The sequence below is a fragment of the Ammoniphilus soli genome, assembly GCF_040813775.1.
The window spans coordinates 826,026-846,245 of sequence record NZ_JBEGDL010000001.1; the positions used below are offsets into that span (position 1 = coordinate 826,026).

The 20,220-nt window shown below is 38.6% G+C and carries 17 protein-coding genes and 2 pseudogenes; 17 read left to right on the forward strand and 2 right to left on the reverse strand.

The genetic code is table 11. The annotated features are described in order from the left end of the window. The first annotated feature begins 49 nt into the window (after nt 1-49). The 12 genes and pseudogenes from ABLT31_RS04570 (at nt 50) to ABLT31_RS04625 (ending at nt 12,423) form a co-directional block, all read left to right on the forward strand. Nucleotides 50-307, forward strand: a complete 258-nt coding sequence (locus tag ABLT31_RS04570; protein WP_367749304.1) for a hypothetical protein — start codon at nt 50-52, stop codon at nt 305-307. A 355-nt stretch (nt 308-662) separates the two neighbouring features. After that, on the forward strand, nt 663-1,805 hold the full coding sequence (locus ABLT31_RS04575) for a PAS domain-containing protein (protein WP_367749305.1): 1,143 nt from the start codon (nt 663-665) through the stop codon (nt 1,803-1,805). 19 nt (nt 1,806-1,824) lie between these two features. Next, nucleotides 1,825-2,277 (forward strand): ATP-binding protein, encoded by a 453-nt coding sequence (locus ABLT31_RS04580; protein ID WP_367749306.1) that lies wholly within the window; start codon nt 1,825-1,827, stop codon nt 2,275-2,277. After that, nucleotides 2,270-2,977 carry a response regulator gene (locus ABLT31_RS04585; protein WP_367749307.1) on the forward strand — a complete coding sequence of 236 codons (708 nt, stop codon included), beginning with the start codon at nt 2,270-2,272 and terminating at the stop codon, nt 2,975-2,977. The genes ABLT31_RS04580 and ABLT31_RS04585 overlap by 8 nt, the downstream gene beginning before the upstream one ends. 193 nt (nt 2,978-3,170) lie before the next feature. Continuing rightward, nucleotides 3,171-4,511: a 2-hydroxycarboxylate transporter family protein gene (locus ABLT31_RS04590; RefSeq protein WP_367749308.1), complete on the forward strand. Its 1,341-nt coding sequence runs from the start codon at nt 3,171-3,173 to the stop codon at nt 4,509-4,511. 104 nt (nt 4,512-4,615) lie between these two features. Next, nucleotides 4,616-4,873, forward strand: coding sequence for an HPr family phosphocarrier protein (locus ABLT31_RS04595; protein WP_367749309.1), 258 nt, complete (start codon nt 4,616-4,618; stop codon nt 4,871-4,873). A gap of 131 nt (nt 4,874-5,004) precedes the next feature. After that, nucleotides 5,005-6,252: an NAD(P)-dependent malic enzyme gene (locus tag ABLT31_RS04600; protein ID WP_367749310.1), complete on the forward strand. Its 1,248-nt coding sequence runs from the start codon at nt 5,005-5,007 to the stop codon at nt 6,250-6,252. Between the two features lie 693 nt (nt 6,253-6,945). Further along, a complete protein-coding gene (locus ABLT31_RS04605) occupies nt 6,946-8,190 on the forward strand; it encodes a PucR family transcriptional regulator (protein ID WP_367749311.1) in 1,245 nt (414 codons plus the stop codon). 322 nt (nt 8,191-8,512) lie between these two features. Then, nucleotides 8,513-9,514: a proline racemase family protein gene (locus ABLT31_RS04610; protein ID WP_367749312.1), complete on the forward strand. Its 1,002-nt coding sequence runs from the start codon at nt 8,513-8,515 to the stop codon at nt 9,512-9,514. Nucleotides 9,515-9,795: 281 nt separating this feature from the next. Next, nucleotides 9,796-10,110: an ABC transporter permease gene (locus ABLT31_RS04615; RefSeq protein ID WP_367749313.1), complete on the forward strand. Its 315-nt coding sequence runs from the start codon at nt 9,796-9,798 to the stop codon at nt 10,108-10,110. Between the two features lie 40 nt (nt 10,111-10,150). After that, on the forward strand, nt 10,151-11,398 hold the full coding sequence (locus ABLT31_RS04620; protein ID WP_367749314.1) for a PucR family transcriptional regulator: 1,248 nt from the start codon (nt 10,151-10,153) through the stop codon (nt 11,396-11,398). A 48-nt stretch (nt 11,399-11,446) separates the two neighbouring features. Then, nucleotides 11,447-12,423 (forward strand): annotated as a pseudogene (locus ABLT31_RS04625) (ornithine cyclodeaminase family protein). A gap of 151 nt (nt 12,424-12,574) precedes the next feature. On the opposite strand, the gene ABLT31_RS04630 reads toward ABLT31_RS04625, so the two are convergent. Continuing rightward, nucleotides 12,575-14,218 (reverse strand): sigma-54 interaction domain-containing protein, encoded by a 1,644-nt coding sequence (locus tag ABLT31_RS04630; RefSeq protein WP_367749315.1) that lies wholly within the window; start codon nt 14,216-14,218, stop codon nt 12,575-12,577. Between the two features lie 421 nt (nt 14,219-14,639). Here ABLT31_RS04630 and pruA point away from each other — a divergent pair, with 421 nt between their 5' ends. The 5 genes and pseudogenes from pruA (at nt 14,640) to ABLT31_RS04655 (ending at nt 19,328) form a co-directional block, all read left to right on the forward strand. Beyond that, on the forward strand, nt 14,640-16,208 hold the full coding sequence (pruA, locus tag ABLT31_RS04635; protein WP_367749316.1) for an L-glutamate gamma-semialdehyde dehydrogenase: 1,569 nt from the start codon (nt 14,640-14,642) through the stop codon (nt 16,206-16,208). 82 nt (nt 16,209-16,290) lie between these two features. After that, complete coding sequence (locus tag ABLT31_RS04640) at nt 16,291-17,205, forward strand: proline dehydrogenase family protein (protein WP_367749317.1); 915 nt, start codon at nt 16,291-16,293, stop codon at nt 17,203-17,205. An 86-nt stretch (nt 17,206-17,291) separates the two neighbouring features. After that, nucleotides 17,292-17,784: pseudogene (locus ABLT31_RS04645) on the forward strand (Glu/Leu/Phe/Val family dehydrogenase); the annotation flags it as partial. A gap of 291 nt (nt 17,785-18,075) precedes the next feature. Then, complete coding sequence (psiE, locus tag ABLT31_RS04650) at nt 18,076-18,513, forward strand: phosphate-starvation-inducible protein PsiE (RefSeq protein WP_367749318.1); 438 nt, start codon at nt 18,076-18,078, stop codon at nt 18,511-18,513. A 581-nt stretch (nt 18,514-19,094) separates the two neighbouring features. Continuing rightward, nucleotides 19,095-19,328, forward strand: coding sequence for a transposase (locus tag ABLT31_RS04655; protein WP_367749319.1), 234 nt, complete (start codon nt 19,095-19,097; stop codon nt 19,326-19,328). 563 nt (nt 19,329-19,891) lie between these two features. Here the strand turns inward: ABLT31_RS04655 and ABLT31_RS04660 are convergent. Continuing rightward, the coding region (locus tag ABLT31_RS04660; RefSeq protein ID WP_367749320.1) for a YfbR-like 5'-deoxynucleotidase at nt 19,892-20,220 on the reverse strand (329 nt) is incomplete at its 5' end.

The following is a 20,220-nucleotide window of genomic DNA, read 5'->3' on the forward strand; positions in this document are numbered from 1 at the left end:
AAGGAAGACTTAATTCCGAGAGTCTTAAATTAATGTGAGAGGTGAGGGTGTGAAAAAAACACTAGAGTTTCTTTTTATGATCTGCTTAATTCTGTTTTTAATTAGCGGTGCTTTGTTAGTAATTGGACAAGTGGTAGGGGTGATTTTACAAAACGGCGACATCATACTCCTTAGTGAAGAGATCTTGGCAAAGCCGTCCTTCATATTGAGCGCAATGGCTGGTGTTATTGCTTATATTTTGAACAATCTAAAAGATAAGACACAAGAAGATATAAAGGAATCAAATGAGATAAATCTGACCGCTTAGTAAGTGATTTTTCTAAGATGGAAACCTGTAGGCAGCGAGTTTATCTTCTACAATAAATTGATTTTTTTAGTTGCAAAACTTCTAGCTTAGTTTCATAACCTGTTTAACTTTTACTAACTCACGTATGATGTAATTATCATTTCAACAGATTTTTTCTGTAGGAAGACGAAAAGAGTATTTGTAAAGAGTTGAATCTCCCCCCTAAAATAACGTTATTTATGAGCGGCCGCAAGGCCGCTTGCTTTTTTATTTACAAAATCGCTAAAATTAAATTTTCCCAACGCCCAGATTTTCCTGTATCGTAAAAAAACATAACCATTATAAGAGCACCTTGTAGGAAGGAGATTGACATAGATTGTTACAACAAAAATTTAAGTTACGTCCTATTATTATATTGTTGGTTTGTGTAGTAGTCCTACTTTCGTTATTAATTACAGACCTACTCGTCAGTCGTAATGTAAGTGAAACGATAAAGGAAAATCAAGAAGAAAAGGCAACCATGATTGCTAGGATGGTTGCAAAATCTAGGGTAGTAAAGGACGGTCTTATAGATGAGGAGGACAAGTTCAATGTCCAGCCATATACAGAGGAAATATTAGAAGCAACGGGTGTATTGTTCATAGTGGTAATGGATATGGATGGGATTCGTCTATCGCATCCGAATGAAAAGATGATTGGAAAGCGGTTTGGAGGGGGAGATGAGACCCACGTTCTTGAAGGGAAAGAGTATATCTCTATCTCGAAAGGTACATTAGGAACCTCTTTACGGTCGTTTACACCTGTTTATGATGACAACAAACAGCAAATAGGTGCTATTGTGGTAGGGATATCACTTGAAAATGTAGAAGAAGCGGTAGAGGCCAGTCACAGGATCTTGCTTTTGGGTTCCGTGTTAGGGCTCTTGGCAGGTGTGATTGGTGCTGCTCTTTTAGCCTTTTTTATAAAAAGAACATTATATGGGCTAGAGCCTTTTGAGATTGCTAAGATATTAGAGGAACGGAACACCATGCTACACTCTGTGAGAGAAGGAATTGTAGCCGTAGATAAAGAGGCGAACATTACGCTAGTAAACAAGTCGGCTTTGCGTGTGTTCAAGAAAGCAGGCTTATCGGATGAGCCAATCGGGATGAATATTGGTGACTATATGCCAACCTCGAGACTGGATTATATTTTGAAAACAGGGGAATCTGAGCTAGATGAAGAACAGACAATAAATGGGGTTTCTTTACTAGTCAACCGGGTTCCGTTAATCGTAAATGGACAAGTCGCAGGGGCGATAGCTACGTTTCGCGATAAAACGGAAGTAAACCAATTAGCGGAGCAATTAACAGGTGTGAAATTATATGCAGAAGCACTCCGAGCTCAATCCCATGAGTTTAGGAATAAGCTTCATGTCATCTTGGGAATGGTCAAAATGGGTTACTACGATAAACTGACTAGTTTTATCAACCAAATTAATTGTAAAGCATTTTCACGAAGAGGTCGGAAGGGTCACTAAAAACATCCAAGACCCGGCTTTGTCAGGGTTCATTTTGGGCAAATTAAGCTATGCCCGTGAAGCGGGAGTAGAGCTCGCATTTGAAAGCAAGCATACTTTACCGGAGCCAAAGAACGTAGAAACGACCCATGAGCTGATCACGATATTAGGAAACTTAATAGATAATGCTATAGATGCAGTCGGGAAAAGGTCAGAAAAGAGGGTAAAAGTAAAGTTGGATTTTGAGTTAAGAAAGGGAAAGCTTTATCTTGAAGTTGCTGATTCAGGCAAGGGAATTCAAGAGGAGACGCTTGCTTCCATTTTTACAAAAGGCTTTTCGACGAAAGGTCAGAATCGCGGCTATGGCTTATATTTAGTAAAACAAAGTATCGATAAGCTTGAAGGGAATCTGATGGTTGATTCTTTCCATGAAAAGGGAACCGTCTTTTACGTGGAAATTCCCTATGAAATAAGGGGGGCAGATGATGATTAAAGTGCTTATTTTAGACGATGATCCGATGGTGGCAGAATTTAATAAACGCTATCTAGATGAGCTTAAAGGGTTTACGTTATTAGATATAACACATTCAGTTCAAGAGGCCTTAGAAGTTTTGGAAGAAAAGGAAGTGGATTTGTTACTTTTAGATAATTTTATGCCGGGAGAAACGGGATTGGAGTTGTTGCGGCAAATTAGAGAAGAGGATAAGGACACGGATGTTATTTTTATTACAGCAGCCTCTGACACAGAGACCATTCAAAAAGTATTGCGATATGGAGTATTTGATTATTTAATTAAACCATTTGAATTTGATCGTTTTAAACAAGCCCTTACAAGCTACAGGGAAAAGCGAACACTGTTTAACAAACAGAAGACAGTCAGCCAAGCTGAACTAGATGAGCAATTCCTTAGTGAGGATCATGATGAATTCACAGAATCCCTTCCAAAAGGTTTAACACAAGTTACTTTACAAGTAGTTGTAAATGCGGTAATGGAATTGAAAAGTGAACCTTTTTCTACAGAGGATGTTGCGGAAAGAACGGATATTTCAAGAGTTTCTGTTCGAAAATATTTAAAGTTTTTAAAGGAAATTGGTGTTCTTGGAGAAAGAATGACGTATGGAACGATTGGAAGGCCAATCTATTTATATGTATATAGCGAAGTAAATAGACATGCGTTAAAAAAGTACCTATAAAAAGTGGCCATATGGTCATTTTTTTGTTATAACTACTTAATTAAATTCACAAACGTGTTAGTAAATGAGCGACTGAAAGGTCGCTTTCTTTATTTTTTCTTTGTTTACAAAATTACTTATAAAGTTTAATATGCTATATTCTTTATCTGAAAAATATTATTATGAATTTGCAAATAGTTTAGGAGGTGTTCATATGCAAGCTGCAAGAAAGTTGGAACCCGTTACAAATCCCAATTTGGACCATGATCCTAATTTTTTGAACAAGATTAAAGGTATTAAAGTAGGAGTTATTCCATTGCCTCTGTATGTGGCATTAGCGCTTATTGTTTATGGTGCATCCGTTTACAATTCGCTCCCGCCGGATATGATCGGTGGTTTTGCTGTCATCATGGTGATGGGAATTTTACTTGGGGATTTAGGAATGAAAATTCCCATATTGAAAGATATTGGAGGCCCAGCGATTTTAGCGCTTTTAATTCCATCGGTTATGGTATTTTACAATTTGATTAATCCTGCTTCGATGGAAGCGGTGACAACCTTGATGAAAACATCTAACTTTCTTTATTTTTATATTTCATGTTTAGTTGCAGGAAGTATTCTTGGTATGAACCGCAAAGCCTTATTGCAAGGGTTCACGCGCATGTTTGTTCCGCTCGTGCTTGGAACGCTAGCCTCTGTGGTAGTGGGAGTGTTAGTCGGAACATTATTTGGATATGAAATGAAACATACATTTTTTTATATTGTCGTACCAATCATTGGTGGAGGAATCGGAGAAGGAATCTTACCGCTTTCCCTGGCATATTCTCAAATTTTAGGAACCCCTGCCGAATCATTTGTTTCGCAAATGATTCCAGCGGCGATCATTGGAAATATCGTAGCGATTATTTGTGCTGGTTTAATGAAACGCTTAGGGGAAAAGAAACCCGAACTTACTGGGAATGGCGTACTGTTGAGAACAAAAGGCGGCGATGCCATGACTCAGGAAACAACTATCAATAAACCTGTCGATTTTTCCCTGATGGGAGCCGGATTATTGGTTGCCTGCGGTTTCTTTATCTTTGGCAGCCTAGCTCATAAATTTCTTGGTATCCCAGGTCCCGTACTCATGATTGTGGGTGCAACACTAGTGAAATGCTTGAAAGTGATGCCTGCAAAAATTGAACAAGGCGCTTATCATTTATACAAATTTATTTCGACAAGCTTAACGTGGCCTCTGATGGTTGGTTTAGGCCTTCTCTTTATCCCGCTGGAAGATGTGGTGAAAATTGTAACGCCAGCTTATGTTGTCGTTTGTTCTGCCGTTGTGATTGCCATGGTAGGAACCGGGTATATCGTTGGGAAATTTATGAATATGCACCCAGTCGAATCGGCGATTGTGACTGGCTGTCACAGCGGTCTGGGCGGAACTGGTGATGTAGCCATTTTATCAGCTTCAAACCGAATGTCATTAATGCCATTTGCACAAGTTGCAACAAGACTTGGCGGTGCTGCAACTGTTATTTTAGCAACATTGTTAATGAAATTATTTAGTTGATCCGATTATCTTCCTTTTCTTGGGGGCCACTATTATGATGGTTTAGATTATTAGTGCCGTAGTATTCGTATTAAAATATAAAAAACCAAAAAGGGAGGAAAAAAATGGTTCAAGAGAAAGTGTTAATCAAATTGAAGAATGGTCTTCAATCACGTCAAGCCGCTTTTTTTGTTCAAGTAGCAAGCCGTTTTGCTTCAGAAATATGTATTGGGGATGGAAACAAAAAATTAAATGCAAAAAGTATTATAGGCGTAATGAGTTTAGCCGTTAGATCAGGAGCTGAGGTGATTATTTCAGCTAAAGGCTCTGATGCGATGGATGCAGTTAAAAGCCTGAAACAGTTAGTTAGCAAAGAAGGATAGTTTTTTTCAGTATATGATACGAAGTCATAGTTGGTTGCCTACCTTACTGATCAAACCAAATGATCATTTTCTTGTATTTCCAGGTAAATTAGGCTTATCATGTTACAAGCTAATAAGGAGGAAAAGGAATCATGTCCGATATATACAAGCAAGCCCTATCCATGCATCAAGAATATAAAGGGAAAATGGGTGTCCATTCCAAGGTACCCCTTCGAAATGCTCAAGATTTAAGTCTGGCCTATTCCCCTGGGGTGGCACAACCTTGTAAAGAAATTCATCAAAATGAAGGGCTTGCGTATGAGTATACCGTAAAAGGAAATTTGGTTGCGGTTGTTTCGGATGGTACGGCAGTCTTGGGATTGGGGAATATTGGACCCCAAGCGGCTATGCCGGTAATGGAGGGTAAAGCCGTTTTATTCAAGGCATTTGCAGGTGTGGATGCGTTTCCCATTTGTTTGGATACAGATGATGTGGATCAAATCGTTCAAATCGTCAAAGCCATGGCCCCTACCTTTGGTGGGATAAATCTGGAGGATATTGCTGCTCCCCGTTGTTTTGAAATTGAAGAGAGATTAAAAAAAGAGTGTAAGATCCCGATTTTTCACGATGATCAGCATGGAACGGCCATTGTTACCGCAGCAGGATTAATCAATGCGTTGAAAATCGTAAATAAAAACTTAGATCAAATTCGTATCGTAGTCAATGGGGCCGGAGCAGCCGGTATTGCTATCATTAAGCTATTAGCTTATATGGGGGTCAAGGACATTATCTTGTGTGATACGAAGGGAATCATTTATGAAGGCCGTACAGTTGGAATGAATCCAGTGAAAGAAGAAATAGCACAAATCACGAATAAGGAGCATAAAAAAGGTACCCTTGCAGATGCGATGAAAGGAGCAGATGTTTTTATCGGTGTATCTGTAGCAGGGGCAATCAATCAAGAAATGATTCAAAGCATGAATAGAGATGCCATTATCTTTGCTATGGCAAACCCAATTCCGGAAATTATGCCGGAAGAAGCCAAAAAAGCCGGTGCAAAGGTCATTGGGACAGGACGCTCGGATTTTCCGAATCAAGTGAACAATGTACTGGCATTTCCGGGAATATTCAGAGGAGCTTTGGACGTACGGGCTTCAGAAATAAATTTAGCTATGAAATTGGCAGCTGTACATGCCATTGCGGAATTAATTCCGGAGAATGAATTAAAACCTGACTATGTTATTCCACATCCTTTTGATCCTAGGGTTGCTCCCAATGTTGCTGCCTATGTAGCACAAGCAGCGATTGACACTGGGGTTGCCCGTTATACCGAGAATCCATTGAAAATCAAAGAACGGACGATGGAACTAACCTCCATTGAGAAACCGGCACTAGTCTAATAAACTATATCTCTGCACATTAAGACTTTTACGGAGGTTCGTTAAAGGGTGTGAAGGTGATCTTTGTAGCCGATCGAACCTTTCTCATGCACTTGGAGGAAAAACAGAAATAAAATCAAATCGAAAACCCCTTTTAAAAATTGTGATGATTTATAAAGAAAATCATATTTTTTCACTCCCATTCTCTTAATTGCTCGTGCCACCATGATTCAAGATCATTCCTTTATAGGTGGTATACGACAAAAGTAATTGGGGAAAATTAACAATAATCAAAGTAGTTTAGGTGTTTTATGCAACACGATATTTTAACCACATAAATGCATGACGAAAAAAGCCGATTCTTCCTGGTTTAGTGCAGGAAAAATCGGCTTTTATTTCTAAGATTACTTTGCCACATGTTCTTCTTTCGGAACTAGTAGAGTGAGTTTTGCATTATATTTTCCCTTCGTGATGACAGCAAGAACAGTCGTCCCATAGGCAAGGACGGCAGCGAAGCGGCACTTTCATAAAAACCTCCAGTTTATATTACCGTGATGACATCAATAGACTGTACAGCCTTAAATGATGAGCACCTACTTTGATATTTTATCAATGAAAATATTCACAGTTGCTTACAGATAAAATAAACGATAAATTTAAAATAATAAAGAAAATAGATTCACATCATGTGGATCAAGGGGGAATGAGCTGACTGTGATACCTATTCCATCCGACCATGTATTTTCCGACATTTCGGATCTGCACCAGTTAGTCGAATTGATAAGCGATAAATTAGGGAATCCTGTTACGATTGAGGCTCATAACTTTGAGTTAATTGCTTATAGTCCGAATCTTATGGAATTTGACCTTGTCCGCAGGGAGACAATTCTCGGAAAACGTGTTCCTATACAAATTGTGGATCACCTTGTCCAAAAAGGATATGTGCATCTTATTGAATCGACTGGAGAACCTGTACGTATCCCACAGAACACAGAGGTAGGCCTTTCTCAGCGAGTAGCTACGCGGATCGAAGATCAAGGGGTTGTTCTTGGACATATTTGGGTTCAAGAAACCAATCGCAATCTAACAGAAGAAGATTTTGGCTTCTTAAAGCAAGTCGTCCATATAGCAGCCAAAATTATTATCGATAAAAGTTCGGATCGTAAATCAAAAAATAATACAAAGGATCATCTTTTACTGAAGATCTTGCAAGGGAAATATACCAATGAGCGGTTATTAAAGATGGAGGCAGATTTAGCCGGTTTGAATTTTCCTTCCCTTTTTTCTGTTGTTATTTTTTACTGCCCTACCGAGGTTGGGCCAGACCGGTTGCGGAACATTATCAAACTCTACTGTATTTATGCCGGGAAAACAACGTACTGGATCGAAAAGGATCAACAGTTGATCGTGTTGGTTGGCAGTCCTTCCTTTATTGAAGGATCTTCTGCGAAATTGGCTATAGAGCTTGTTGAAAATGTCTTGAAAAAGCTGGATTCCTCCTTAGGTAAACAGGTTCACGTGGGAATTGGGAAGGAGTATGATCAACTGACCAAAGCCAAAAACAGTTTTGCCGAAGCTTTGCAAGTCATCAATTTGTCTAAATCTCTCCACAAGAATACGCTAAGCATTCCGGTGGTGTATTCAAAACTAGGGGTTTTTAGGCTTTTATCGGTTATTAACGAAAAAAATAAAGAAGACGGATATCTGAACTCGGATATCGAAAGGCTCAGAAAGCATGATGAAGAAAATAATGCAGAGCTCCTTCATACCCTTCACATTTATTTGGTCAACCATTGCAAAATAAAAGAAACGGCCGCAGCCCTTCATATCCATCCCAATACGCTGAATTATAGAATTAAAAAAATCTCCGAGCTTACCTCGATTAGTTTCGAGGATATCGATCAGCGAGTGATGCTGTATATTGATTTGCTTTTATTAAATATTAGTCAACATTACTAGACAAAAGGGGCAATCCAAAAAGAGATTGTCCCTGCTTTGTTGTTCCAACACAAACATTCCTTCTGAATCTCGTATTTCTTACACAATGAATATTCATAAAAGATGAAATAGAATTTAGATAGAGAATAACTCAGAGGGTTCTTTTGTTGGACTAACCTCTAGGTGTATTAGATAAGTGGATGCGGTTGCAATTTTGACATCCGTATCGAGCAAGCAGCGATCGCATCCATTCTTATCGTTATTTCCGTATCTCTTCTTTTATCTGTGGAATTTATGAAGATGTTGAGTAAAAAACGAGGGTTATCAAATTAGGAGGTCTGACATGATTCAATTTTCTCATTATATACAAACGGTGGATTCACATACGATGGGGGAACCAACTCGAATTGTCACGGGAGGGGCCCCTCGAATCTTGGGTCAAAACATGATGGAAAAAAAGATTTATATGGAAACTAGACTGGATTGGCTACGAAAGCTGTTGATGAATGAACCACGCGGTCATAAGGATATGTTTGGAGCGATCTTGACCGATCCGTGTAAAGAAGATTGTGATCTAGGTGTCATTTTTATGGACTCGAAGGGCTATCTCAATATGTGTGGACATGGCACGATTGGAACGGTGACTACGGCTATTAATCTTGGAATCGTCGAGCCCAAACCGCAAATCCGCGTCGATACCCCAGCAGGAGTGATCGAATGCCGGGTGGAGATGGATAAACATTCAGTTAAACAAGTAACGTTTACGAATGTTCCTTCTTTTGTCTTTAAGCAAGATGCCAAGATCGCAGTGGAAGGGATCGGTACGGTCACGCTGGATATTGCGTATGGCGGCAGTATTTTTGGGATTGTGGATGCACGTCAGTTTAATCTCAGACTGGTCACAGAAGAACAGCAAAAATTAGTTTCACTTGGCATGGCCATAAGAAAGGCGGCAAACGAACAACTCTACTATGAGCATCCGTATTTGCCTGAGATTAATAAAATCGATTTGATAGAGTTTAGTCTTCCTTCCGTAAAACCTGGAGTCCATTACCGCAATGTGGTTGTTTTCGGAAATGGGCAATTGGATCGCTCGCCGTGTGGAACGGGGACATGCGCGAAAATGGCGGTGTTGCACCAGAAGGGCAAGCTGAGCATTGGAGAGCATTTTGTTCATGAAAGCATGATTGAATCTTCCTTTATCGGACGATGTCTCTCTGTAAAGAACGTAGGGGAATATTCAGGAGTCATTCCGGAAATTTCGGGATCCGCATGGGTAACGGGTATGCATCAATTTATTATTGAAAAAGAGGATCCTTTTCATGAGGGATTTCTTGTAGGGTAGTTAACTTTGATGCAATGTCTTAGGAAGAGCTGGCTGAAATGATTAGCAAAAAGATGAAAAACCCCCATTAACATTGAGGATTTTATAGGCTCATTGCCTACAGCAAGCATGGAGACTGGACGGATAAAGCCAGAATGGAAACGATTTTGGAACGGAGAGTGCTAATATTGCAGGCCAAGAGGCAAATAAAGTTTAAGACCAAAGGGCAAACACCGTAACATACACTCCAGACATGTGGCGGTAGCAACAGGAAAATGCGGATTTACATTTAAGAGTTTTTCATGATTAAGCCCATAAGCTTAGGCGCTCATCCCTTTAAAGCTTTCATGAAGACGACTGTGCCGATCATATCCCCTTCCTTAATGTCCGGAGGATTGTTCGCTTTCGTTGCTTCGTTCGATGAGTTAATTATCTCTATTTTTGTTTCCGATACGTTCAGTAAAACCTTGCCAGTCAAAATGTGGGAAGGGATCCGATTAGAGATTGATCCTACCTTAGCAGCTATCGCGTCCATTCTTATCGTTATTTCCGTATCTCTTCTTTTTTCTGTGGAATTTATGAAGATGTTGAGTAAAAAACGAGGGTTAACAAACTAGTGAGTTCTGACATGATTCATTTTAGAAAGGAGGTTAACCTTTGACTGACTATTCCTCAGCTTTTGATGCAGCGGATCTGGAAGAGCTGGCTGAAATGATTAGCAAAAAGGTGAATAATCCTATTACGATTGAGGATTTTAATCATCAACTCATTGCCTACAGCAAGCATGGAGACTGGACGGATAAAGCCAGAATGGAGACGATTATGGAACGGAGAGTGCCGGAACCCGTACTGAACCAGCTATGGCAGGATGGCATTCTTCAGAAATTAATGGAGAAGGATAAACCTATACGAATCGAAGAAAAGACTGAGGTTGGCCTGGGGAAGCGGGTAGCTATATCGATCAGAAAAAGCCATGCGGTTTTGGGTTACATTTATGTACAAGAATTAAATCAGACGCTGGGGGATGATGAAGTCGAATTCCTTCGCCATGCCGCCCGTGCCGCAGTGCCAATGCTCCATTACAGGCAAACGAAGCGGCTATTAGAAGAAGAAAAGAAAAAGGGCTTTTTTTGGGAGTTATTACTAGGTAGTTCTTCCTCCCATCATGACATCATGATCCGGGCAGATTATCTGAACTTGAGTTTACCTAAGCAGTTTGCGATTTTTGTCTTTGATTTTAGGAATACGGAGTTTGAACTTATCCAAAAAGAGCTCGTCTTTCTCATTTCTAATTTGAAGGATTTCTTCTCCATTAGGGAATTTCCACTTTGGGTGACTAATCAAAAGCAAATGATCCTGCTAGGCGGAGAGAGTAATGACCAGGAGAATTTTAACTCTCTATGCCAATCCTTCATTCAGGAATTGAAAAGCCAGCTTCAAGAGCGTTTTGGCAGCATAAATATGACAGGAGTCTATGGGAATCCCTATAAATCTTACCAATATATCGAACATAGCTACCGTCAAGCTATGGCGGTGTTAAGAATAAGGAGATTACTCCCAAAGGAAACCGTATCCATTCATGGATATCCTGATTTAGGAATTTATCGGTTACTACCTTCCTTATTGGAAAAGAACACAGAAGAACAATTCATCAATTTTCGTCTTCAGCAGTTAAAGAAGTACGATAAAGAATCACATAATCATTTAATGGAAACATTAGAAGTCTATTTAGATTGTGTAGGAAGAGTGAATCTAGCTTCACAACTTTTACATATTCATCCGAACACACTTGCCTACCGGTTAAAACGAATTCAAGAGATATGTGGGCTAGATCTCAATGACCCTAACCATTGGGTATCCACGTTTATAGATTTAAAGCTGATGAAGCTTTCAGAAGAGAAGTAAATGTCTGTCCTGTCCTACTCAAATAAAAATGGATAAGGATGATCAATTATGTTAGTAATAAACACTGATGAACAAAGAAGTTTAGTAGACATGAATGAAATAATTGAATGTGTAGCTGTTGCGTTAAAGGAATTTTCAGCAGAAAGAACAGTTACACCTATCCGTGCCGCTCTTCCATTTTATAATGGTCAAAATACAGCATTAATCATGCCTTCTGTAGCTGAAGGACTTGGTAGTGTGGATTAAAGGTAGTAGCAGTAGCACCCAATAACAAAGAGTTGGGTAAGAAAACGATATCAGGAGTTGTGATGTTATCAGACTTTAAAACAGGAGAACCAATCGCTCTTTTGGAAGGATCCTTTTTAACAATGGTTAGAACGGGCGCCTTATCAGGTGTAGCCACGAAATATTTATCCCGTGAGGATTCAGAAAAATTATGTATTATCGGTACAGGGGAACAAGCAAAAGGTTTAGTTGAAGCTATACTAGCTGTTCGAGACATACAAGAGATCTTTCTTTATAACCGAACCGAACAAAAAGCACACGAGTTTGCTGAATATGCGAGAAAAACATTTAATAAACGTATAAAAGTATATTCAGATTCCAATGAGGCTGTACGTGAAGCTGACATTATTGTTACAACAACAAACTCTTCAACCCCGGTTTTTTCAGAACCATTAAAACCTGGTGTTCATGTGAATGCAGTAGGTTCATTTAGACCTACGATGCAAGAATTGCCATCTTATGCTGTTTCTTCAGCTCACAAAGTAGTAGTTGAATCAAGCGAAGCAGCTCTAGAAGAAACTGGAGATTTGCAAGTTCCAATAAAAGAAGGTGTTTTTAAGGCAGGTGATATTTATGGAGAGCTCGGGCAAATTGTAGATGGTGAACGAAATGGAAGAGAGAGTAACAAAGAAATTACTCTATTTAAATCTGTAGGACTAGCAGTTGTAGATATTGTAGTTGCGAAGTATTTTTACGACAAAGCTATTAAAAATAAAATAGGAACTCATATTAACTTTTAAGTTATAGCTATTGGAAAGAGAAAATAGGTAATAAGTTCTATCTGAAGTTTTATTTAAAAGAGTTTTATAGAGAGAGGGGGATAAACCCTTTCTTATTCGAAACTAAAAAAGTCTTGCCGGTAACCAGTCGGCAAGACTTTTTGCTTGATTTTTACTCTAAGCCATATTCCCTTAGTTTGTTATAAAGTGTTCCTCTGGAAATTCCCAATAATTTAGCGGCTGCACTTTTATTGCCATTCGTTTTTTGTAAGGCTTCTCCAATAATTTCTGCTTCTTTTTCGCTGGTTAAGCGGGTTTTCAGGATAGATTCCTCGGCAGTATCGTCATCCGACGGTTCATCAGGCAATTCTTTAACATAAGAATGCATATTTTTGGGTAGAAGTTTGAGCGTCACCGTATCGCTTTCAATTAATAATACTAATCGCTCCATTACATTTTTCAGTTCCTTGATATTCCCCGGCCATTCATAGTTCATGAAGGTAACCATGACTGTCGGTTCGATCTTGGGAATAGGTTTTTTGTATTGCAAGGAGTATTCCCTAAGGAATGAATGAACAAGTTCTGGAATATCCTCTGTTCGCTCTCTAAGTGGAGGAATTTCAATATTGGCAACATTAAGCATGTAATACAAATCTTCATATATTTTGCCGGTTTGCATAAGTTTGTGCCAGTCTTCCGAAGATGTGGCTATGATTCGGGTATTGACGTGAATCGGAGTATCTGAACCTACTCTGCAAAATGTCTTGGATTGTAAAAAATGATGAAATTTAATTTGCAATTCAAGAGGCATTTGATTGATTTCTTCAAGGAGAAGAGTACCTCCATCCGCTTGTTCCAACTTACCAGATTTGCCTACATGTTCATTCTTGGTAAAGGTAGCACCCTGGTAGCCGAATAGTTCAGCTTCCAATAACCCGCTTGGGATGGCACTGCAATTCAAGCTAAGAAACTCGTTATTCTTGCGGTTTCCGGTATAGTGAATCGCTCGAGCAAGTATTTCCTTACCGGTTCCTGGTTCGCCAATGATAAGAACGGCTTTCTCGGCTCTGGCTATTTTTTGGGCGATGGATAAAGATTGCTTCATTGCTTGCCCTATGCCGATGAGCGAAGAGAAAGGGCTCTCTTGTTCGATACGCATTGGAACGGAGGAATACAGCTCCTCGTTCAACCGAACGATATGCGTAATATCTCGCTCGGTTGCAATTCCGCCGATTACATAATTTTTTTCATAAATAGGCGAGGCATTGATCAGAACATGGGTTTCAGGAGTCGGTTGATGGTAAACTTGCCGGACCGGCCGGCCTTCATCCAGAATGCGGTGAAGCATGATTGACTCTTTTTTAAAATGCTCCCCGATTCTTCTGCCCAGAATGGACTCCCGTTTGATCCCATAGGTTTGTTCTGCAACAGAGTTCCAGCAAATGACTTCCCCGTCCCGATTCACGGCTGTAACGGCATCATTGACGGTTTCTGCCATAGTGGATACATAAGCGTGAGCATGTCTGTTTTCGGTTAAGAGGTATTGGATAAAGCAGTCCGCAGTGACAATTCCCTTGATTTGCTTTTCTTCAAACAAAATCACCGGGCGTTTCCAATTCAAATCCGAATCGAATATATCTGACATACTAGTTATTGATGAGGCAATCCACTGCATTTGGTGCAGCCAATCGTCTATAGTTATTTGATCATCTAGTTCCTTCATGTTCAATATTTCCGATTGATCTACAACAAAATACTGATCGGCTTCAATGATTATATAGTGACATGATTCCAGGATTTTTTTTGTTTCACTCAATTTGGTGCAAGGTTTTACACATGAGAATGTACGATCAAAATGAAGATGTCCAATGTTGAACATTTATATGAAATCCTTTCAAGTATCTTTATGTTATAAATTTATCATAAGTAGAGAGAGAATCCAAATGTAAATATGTTTAAAAATGAACAATTTGCTCTAGTGACAAGTAAGCAACCCTCTATTAAATCGGGGTGGTGACTTTTCATTTGATCAAGTTACCGTAATTTTAGTACTACCTTTTTAATGGGTAATAAATAACCGCTTTGTTTTTTCCTAAATGTACAGATGTTATAGTTGTTCAAATAATTTTTTTGAACATCTTTGTATATTTTATATACAAAAAATAAAAAGTGTGGTATTATTTGTTTAATTTAATAATTAAGTGTTTAATTTTGTACAAAATAAAGGAGAAAGAATGATGATTACAACAAACAATACCGATATCAAAGCGTATAAGCATGAACCATTTACCGATTTTACACTTGAAGAAAATAAAAGAGAATTTGAAAAAGCGCTAAAGGTTGTACAATCGGAGCTAGGTAAAGAGTATCCACTTGTCATTGGAGACGAATATATTTCTACCAACGACCAAACTGTATCGATTAATCCTGCGAATAAGGGGGAAGTCATTGGCCGCGTTTCTATAGCTGATAAAAACTTAGCAGAAAAGGCCATGCAAGTAGCACTATCTTCTTTTAATACGTGGAAAAAAGTAGATCCAGAAGTACGTGCGAACATCCTATTCCGTGCAGCGGAGATCATGCGTCGTCGCAAACATGAGTTTTCAGGGTACCTAGTTAAAGAAGCTGGAAAGCCATGGAAAGAAGCAGATGCAGATACAGCAGAAGCCATTGATTTTCTTGAGTTCTATGCTCGTCAAATGATGAAATTAAAAGACGGAGTACCTGTACTCAGTCGTGAAGGAGAAGTAAACAAATTCAACTATATTCCACTTGGTGTAGGGATCATTATTTCTCCATTTAACTTTCCATTAGCCATTATGGCTGGTACTGCAGCTGCAGCTATTGTTACTGGAAATACAATTCTTCTAAAACCATCGGATAATACCCCAGTAGTGGCAGCGAAATTCGTTGAAGTAATGAGAGAGGCAGGTCTTCCTCAAGGTGTGCTGAACTATATACCGGGAGATGGTGCGGTAATAGGCGATTATCTTGTTGATCATCCGAAAACTCGATTCATTTCCTTCACGGGTTCTCGTGAAGTCGGCTGCCGGATTTATGAGCGTGCGGCAAAAGTGCATCCTGGTCAACTTTGGTTAAAGCGTGTGATTGCTGAAATGGGCGGAAAAGACACGGTTGTTGTAGATAAAGATGCAGATTTAGATCTAGCGGCATCATCTATTGTTTATTCTGCATTTGGATTCTCAGGGCAGAAATGTTCAGCTGGTTCTCGTGCGGTCGTACATCAAGATGTGTATGAGGAAGTTCTTGAAAAAGCAGTGGCATTAACAAAAACGTTAACGGTTGGCAGTCCTGAAGATGCAACTACCTATATGGGTCCTGTTATCAGTCAGGCTTCTTACGATAAGATCATGAAATATATCGGAATTGGTAAGGAAGAAGGCAAGTTAATGACGGGTGGAGAAGGAGATGACTCAAAAGGGTACTTTATTCAACCAACCATCTTTGCTGATGTAGATGAAAAAGCACGTCTCATGCAGGAAGAAATTTTTGGACCTGTTGTAGCTTTCTGTAAAGCACGTGATTTCGATCATATGATGGAAATAGCGAATAACACAGACTATGGATTAACGGGTGCGTTACTTTCCAATACTCCTGAACACATTGAACGAGCAAAGGAAGAATTCCACGTAGGTAACCTTTATTTCAATCGTGGTTGTACAGGAGCAATCGTTGGGTATCAGCCGTTTGGTGGATTTAATATGTCAGGAACAGACTCAAAAGCAGGAGGACCTGATTACCTTATTTTGCATATGCAAGCGAAAACAACGAGCGTAGCACTTTAAGAAGACATGGGCAACTTTTTAAGTTGCCCATTATAAGACTATCAATGAAAAACCGGAACATATCATCTTGGGGGGACAATCTATGCTAGCAGCAGTTTCGAAAAATATATTCCTTTATGCTTCTCAAAGCAAAGCTTTGAATAAGGCTGCAAAAAAATGGGGTCTTCGATTTGGAGCTTCACAGGTCGTAGCGGGAGAAACGATCGAGAGTGCCGTAAAAAAAGCTCAGGATTTAAATAAAAAAGGCTTAGTCTGTACCATGGACCATTTAGGGGAATTTGTTTCAAGTAGAGAAGAGGCGATAGAGGCAACCGAATATAACGTCAAAACGTTAGAAGCTATCGCTAAAGCTGGAGTAAATAGTAATTTATCTGTTAAAATGACCCAGTTAGGATTGGATATTGACCGGGATTTTTGCGTTAAAAATATGCGTCGAATTCTTGAGACAGCCAAAAAATACAACAATTTTGTTCGAATCGATATGGAAGATCACTCGCATTGTCAAATCACGTTAGATATCCTAAGGGAACTACGCCAAACGTATGATAATGTAGGAACAGTGATTCAGGCCTACTTATACCGTGCTAACCAGGACGTGAAAGAATTAAAAGGGATTTCTCTGCGTTTAGTTAAAGGAGCTTATAAAGAATCTCCTGAAGTAGCTTACCAAGAGAAGGAAAAGGTAGATGAAAATTACCTAAGAATCATCGAAGAACATTTATTAAGTGGAAGTTACACGGCCATTGCTTCTCATGATCACCATATTATTGCAAAAGTAAAAGAATTCGCGCAAAAGCATCAGATACCACGTGATCAATTTGAATTTCAAATGTTGTATGGATTTAGAACAGATATGCAGCTCAGTTTGGTGAAAGAAGGGTATAAAATACGTGTTTACATTCCTTTCGGTAATGATTGGTTTGGTTATTTTATGCGCCGTTTGGCAGAAAGGCCACAAAATGTAGCCTTTGCTCTTAAAGGATTGTTCTCTAAATGAGCGGTTTAATGAAATTGTTATAAAAACTATCATTTTATATGATAGCCACTTGAAAATTACATCTATCGGATACGGACAAGAGGCAAGAAGGGCTTGATATCAATGATTTACTTGACCGGCGCGATAGCTGGTACGATAACAAATCAATTTTCTAATGTAATTACGAATAGGGAACTACTAGCAAAAGAATGTGATATTCTTGTGCCAGCGGCAATCTCAAACCAAATTACAGCACAAAATGCCCACCATATTAAAGCTTCGATTGTAGTAGAAGCAGCAAATGGGCCGACAACCCTTAAAGTAACAAAAATTCTGAATGAAAGAGGAGTCCTCCTAGTGCCAGATATATTGGCAAGTGCAGGTGGTGTAACCGTTTCTTACTTTGAATGGGTTCAAAATAATCAAGGATATTATTGGCCAGAAGAAGAGGTGGCTGAAAAACTTCGAAAGGTAATGATAGATTCCTTTAGAACGATTTACCAAACATCACAGGCTTATCAAGTGGATATGCGTTTGGCGGCCTATATGGTTGGAGTCAGAAAAACGGCTGAAGCTTCACGTTTCCGTGGTTGGGCATAAATTGAAAATTCGTCAGTTTGGGATGTTGCCACTCATGTTCCTTTTTGGTGGATGAGTGTTTTTCTTGTCTTCAATAACGGTAGGTTAAATATTTAATCGGCAAAAGAATGCGTTTTTGAAAAAGAATCAACAGAAAGCTTTGGGTATCCAAGGTTGACTACGCAGCTATGTCCTTTTCACAGGAACCTTATTCCTATCCGATCTCTAAAATCTGTGTCTACTATTTAGACTACCATTACTTAATCCAATTACTAAGATTTCTGAAGTCCATAAGGAGTGTGTTTTTAGGGCATGCATGTTATAGAACCGTTAAGAGAAGGCATAGAATATTTTAGTAGAACCTTTCCCGTTGCACGTTTATTACAATGGGTATTAAACCTTAGTTTGATTGGTTTCGCCCTTACTTTGTCTGTATCATTAATTAAAAGTTTAGCCGTAATATTCACCATTATTATGGATGAACATACGGACTATCAACATTTCTTAGGGAAAATACTTATATTTTTTCTTTATTTTGAGTTTATATCTATGACTGTTAAATATTTTCGAGACCAATATCATTTTCCGCTTAGATATTTTATTTATATAGGGATTACAGCTATGATTAGATTAATTATTGTCGAGCATCACAATCCTACTCATACTTTGCTTTATGCCATAGTAATTTTAACTTTAATTATAGGTTATTTTATTATTAATAAAACACCTAGAGAGAGACCTGAGCCGTAACTGAAAAGTGGGGAGGCAAAGCCTAAGGCTTAAAGGTTAATCCAACGGTGGCTGGGTTCCCAGATTTGAATTCTTTAGTATTCTTTACATTTACTTGTTTTGTAATTTATGGACCTTCAGGATTAAGAGGAATCGTGTAATTAAATCAAATAATCGTTCATGTTTTAAGCACCTGTTAAATTTACAGGTGCTTAATTGATTGATTTTATAGAGAATATGATCATAGAGATCTGTAAACGAAAATAGAATACCAAAGCGAAGCTATACAACCGGGGTGGGAAATTGGCAGTCGGACAAGCGGAAATCTACGATTCAAATGAAATTTTGGTAGCCATAGGCACCGCCAGCTTTATGATTATGAAAAAGAGATTGTAGATGTTGCTGACTTACTTACGATAATCAGGCCGTTTATCTCAAACATAAGTATTTGATGGTAGTCTAAATATAGGTAGAGATTCATAGGGATAGGATATGAGTTCCAGTAATAATGGAAGAGGACGTAGCTCCGTAGTGAGCCGCCGGCTTTGACCAAAGTATTCTATCCTTTATAATTAAATTGATCCTAAAATCGAGGTGTCTACATGAAAAAGCAAAATTACGACGCAGAATATAAACGCCAAACCGTCGAATACATCCTTGAGCAGAGGAAATCCGTAGCCCAGGTGGCCCGAGAATTAGGTATCTCTGCCAATACTCTTCATGGCTGGATCAAGCAATACAAACAAAAAACAGGTGGTCAAGAAAGTCAAATTCTGCGGGTAATAACATCACTCTTGGTTTTAATCAATCCATCTTACTCAGTGCCCTTTTATTAGGTGGTTTTGGTCTCTTCTTCTTGTTTTTGGCTAAGTCTGATAAACATAGTATAAATTCTCAACAAGCTTCTTTTGAAACCGCTTTAGTCAGTGAGAAAATGAGCTGATTTTTGGTTTATCCATTTCAATAATCACAGCAGTCTATCCATAGAAACGATGTATCCTTGGAATAAATCACTAGAAAAGTCTACGATTGCATTACCTTCCAAAAAGATCTCTTTAAAAGAGATCTTTTTTTTATAAATAATCATATTAAAAACTTAAGTTGAACAAATGGAGGTAGTGAACAATAAGACTGGAGTATTGCTTTAGTTTTATTTTGAATTTTGAAGATAAATTAATGATAATGTATTGACAAAAGGTTCATACAAACTAAGCGTATAATTTACATTATATGTCTTAAATAAGAGGAAAACAGTTATATACTCGACATATAATATTAAATTTTGATAGATTTTTAACCTGATTTTTACTGATTTAACTCGTCATATAAGTTTAGGGTTGGAGGTTGAAGAGAATATTGCTAAATAGGATGATCAATGAGAGAAAGTACCTTAAGTAAACTAAGAAGTAAGGAAGCAATAAACTTCCCGGATATTTAATTCTTGGATGGTTTTCTTAATCTGTTCTTTTGCTATCGAAAATTCACGATTTCCCGCGGATTCCTCTGTCACACATTTCAAATAAGCATCGATTAAATCCGCAGCTTTAACCCAACGTCGAATTTCTTGCTGCTCTTTCTCTAAAATTAAGGACTGATAAACGGTCTTTAACTCATTGGGATCATGCTTACTAATCGTTCGTCGGCCATGTTCAATCTCTCGAAAATTACTTAATCCCGAATTTCGAAAGTAACCTGATATCAATCTAATGAAAAAAGTGCCCAGTCTTT

Excerpts from the sequence above, each read along its gene's own strand:
- ABLT31_RS04585 (WP_367749307.1), top strand. The coding sequence starts at position 2,270 with ATGATTAAAGTGCTTATTTTAGACGATGATCCGATGGTGGCAGAATTT.
- ABLT31_RS04590 (WP_367749308.1), top strand. The coding sequence starts at position 3,171 with ATGCAAGCTGCAAGAAAGTTGGAACCCGTTACAAATCCCAATTTGGAC.
- ABLT31_RS04595 (WP_367749309.1), top strand. The coding sequence starts at position 4,616 with ATGGTTCAAGAGAAAGTGTTAATCAAATTGAAGAATGGTCTTCAATCA.
- ABLT31_RS04600 (WP_367749310.1), top strand. The coding sequence starts at position 5,005 with ATGTCCGATATATACAAGCAAGCCCTATCCATGCATCAAGAATATAAA.
- ABLT31_RS04610 (WP_367749312.1), top strand. The coding sequence starts at position 8,513 with ATGATTCAATTTTCTCATTATATACAAACGGTGGATTCACATACGATG.
- ABLT31_RS04615 (WP_367749313.1), top strand. The coding sequence starts at position 9,796 with ATGATTAAGCCCATAAGCTTAGGCGCTCATCCCTTTAAAGCTTTCATG.
- pruA (WP_367749316.1), top strand. The coding sequence starts at position 14,640 with ATGATTACAACAAACAATACCGATATCAAAGCGTATAAGCATGAACCA.
- ABLT31_RS04640 (WP_367749317.1), top strand. The coding sequence starts at position 16,291 with ATGCTAGCAGCAGTTTCGAAAAATATATTCCTTTATGCTTCTCAAAGC.
- psiE (WP_367749318.1), top strand. The coding sequence starts at position 18,076 with ATGCATGTTATAGAACCGTTAAGAGAAGGCATAGAATATTTTAGTAGA.
- ABLT31_RS04655 (WP_367749319.1), top strand. The coding sequence starts at position 19,095 with ATGAAAAAGCAAAATTACGACGCAGAATATAAACGCCAAACCGTCGAA.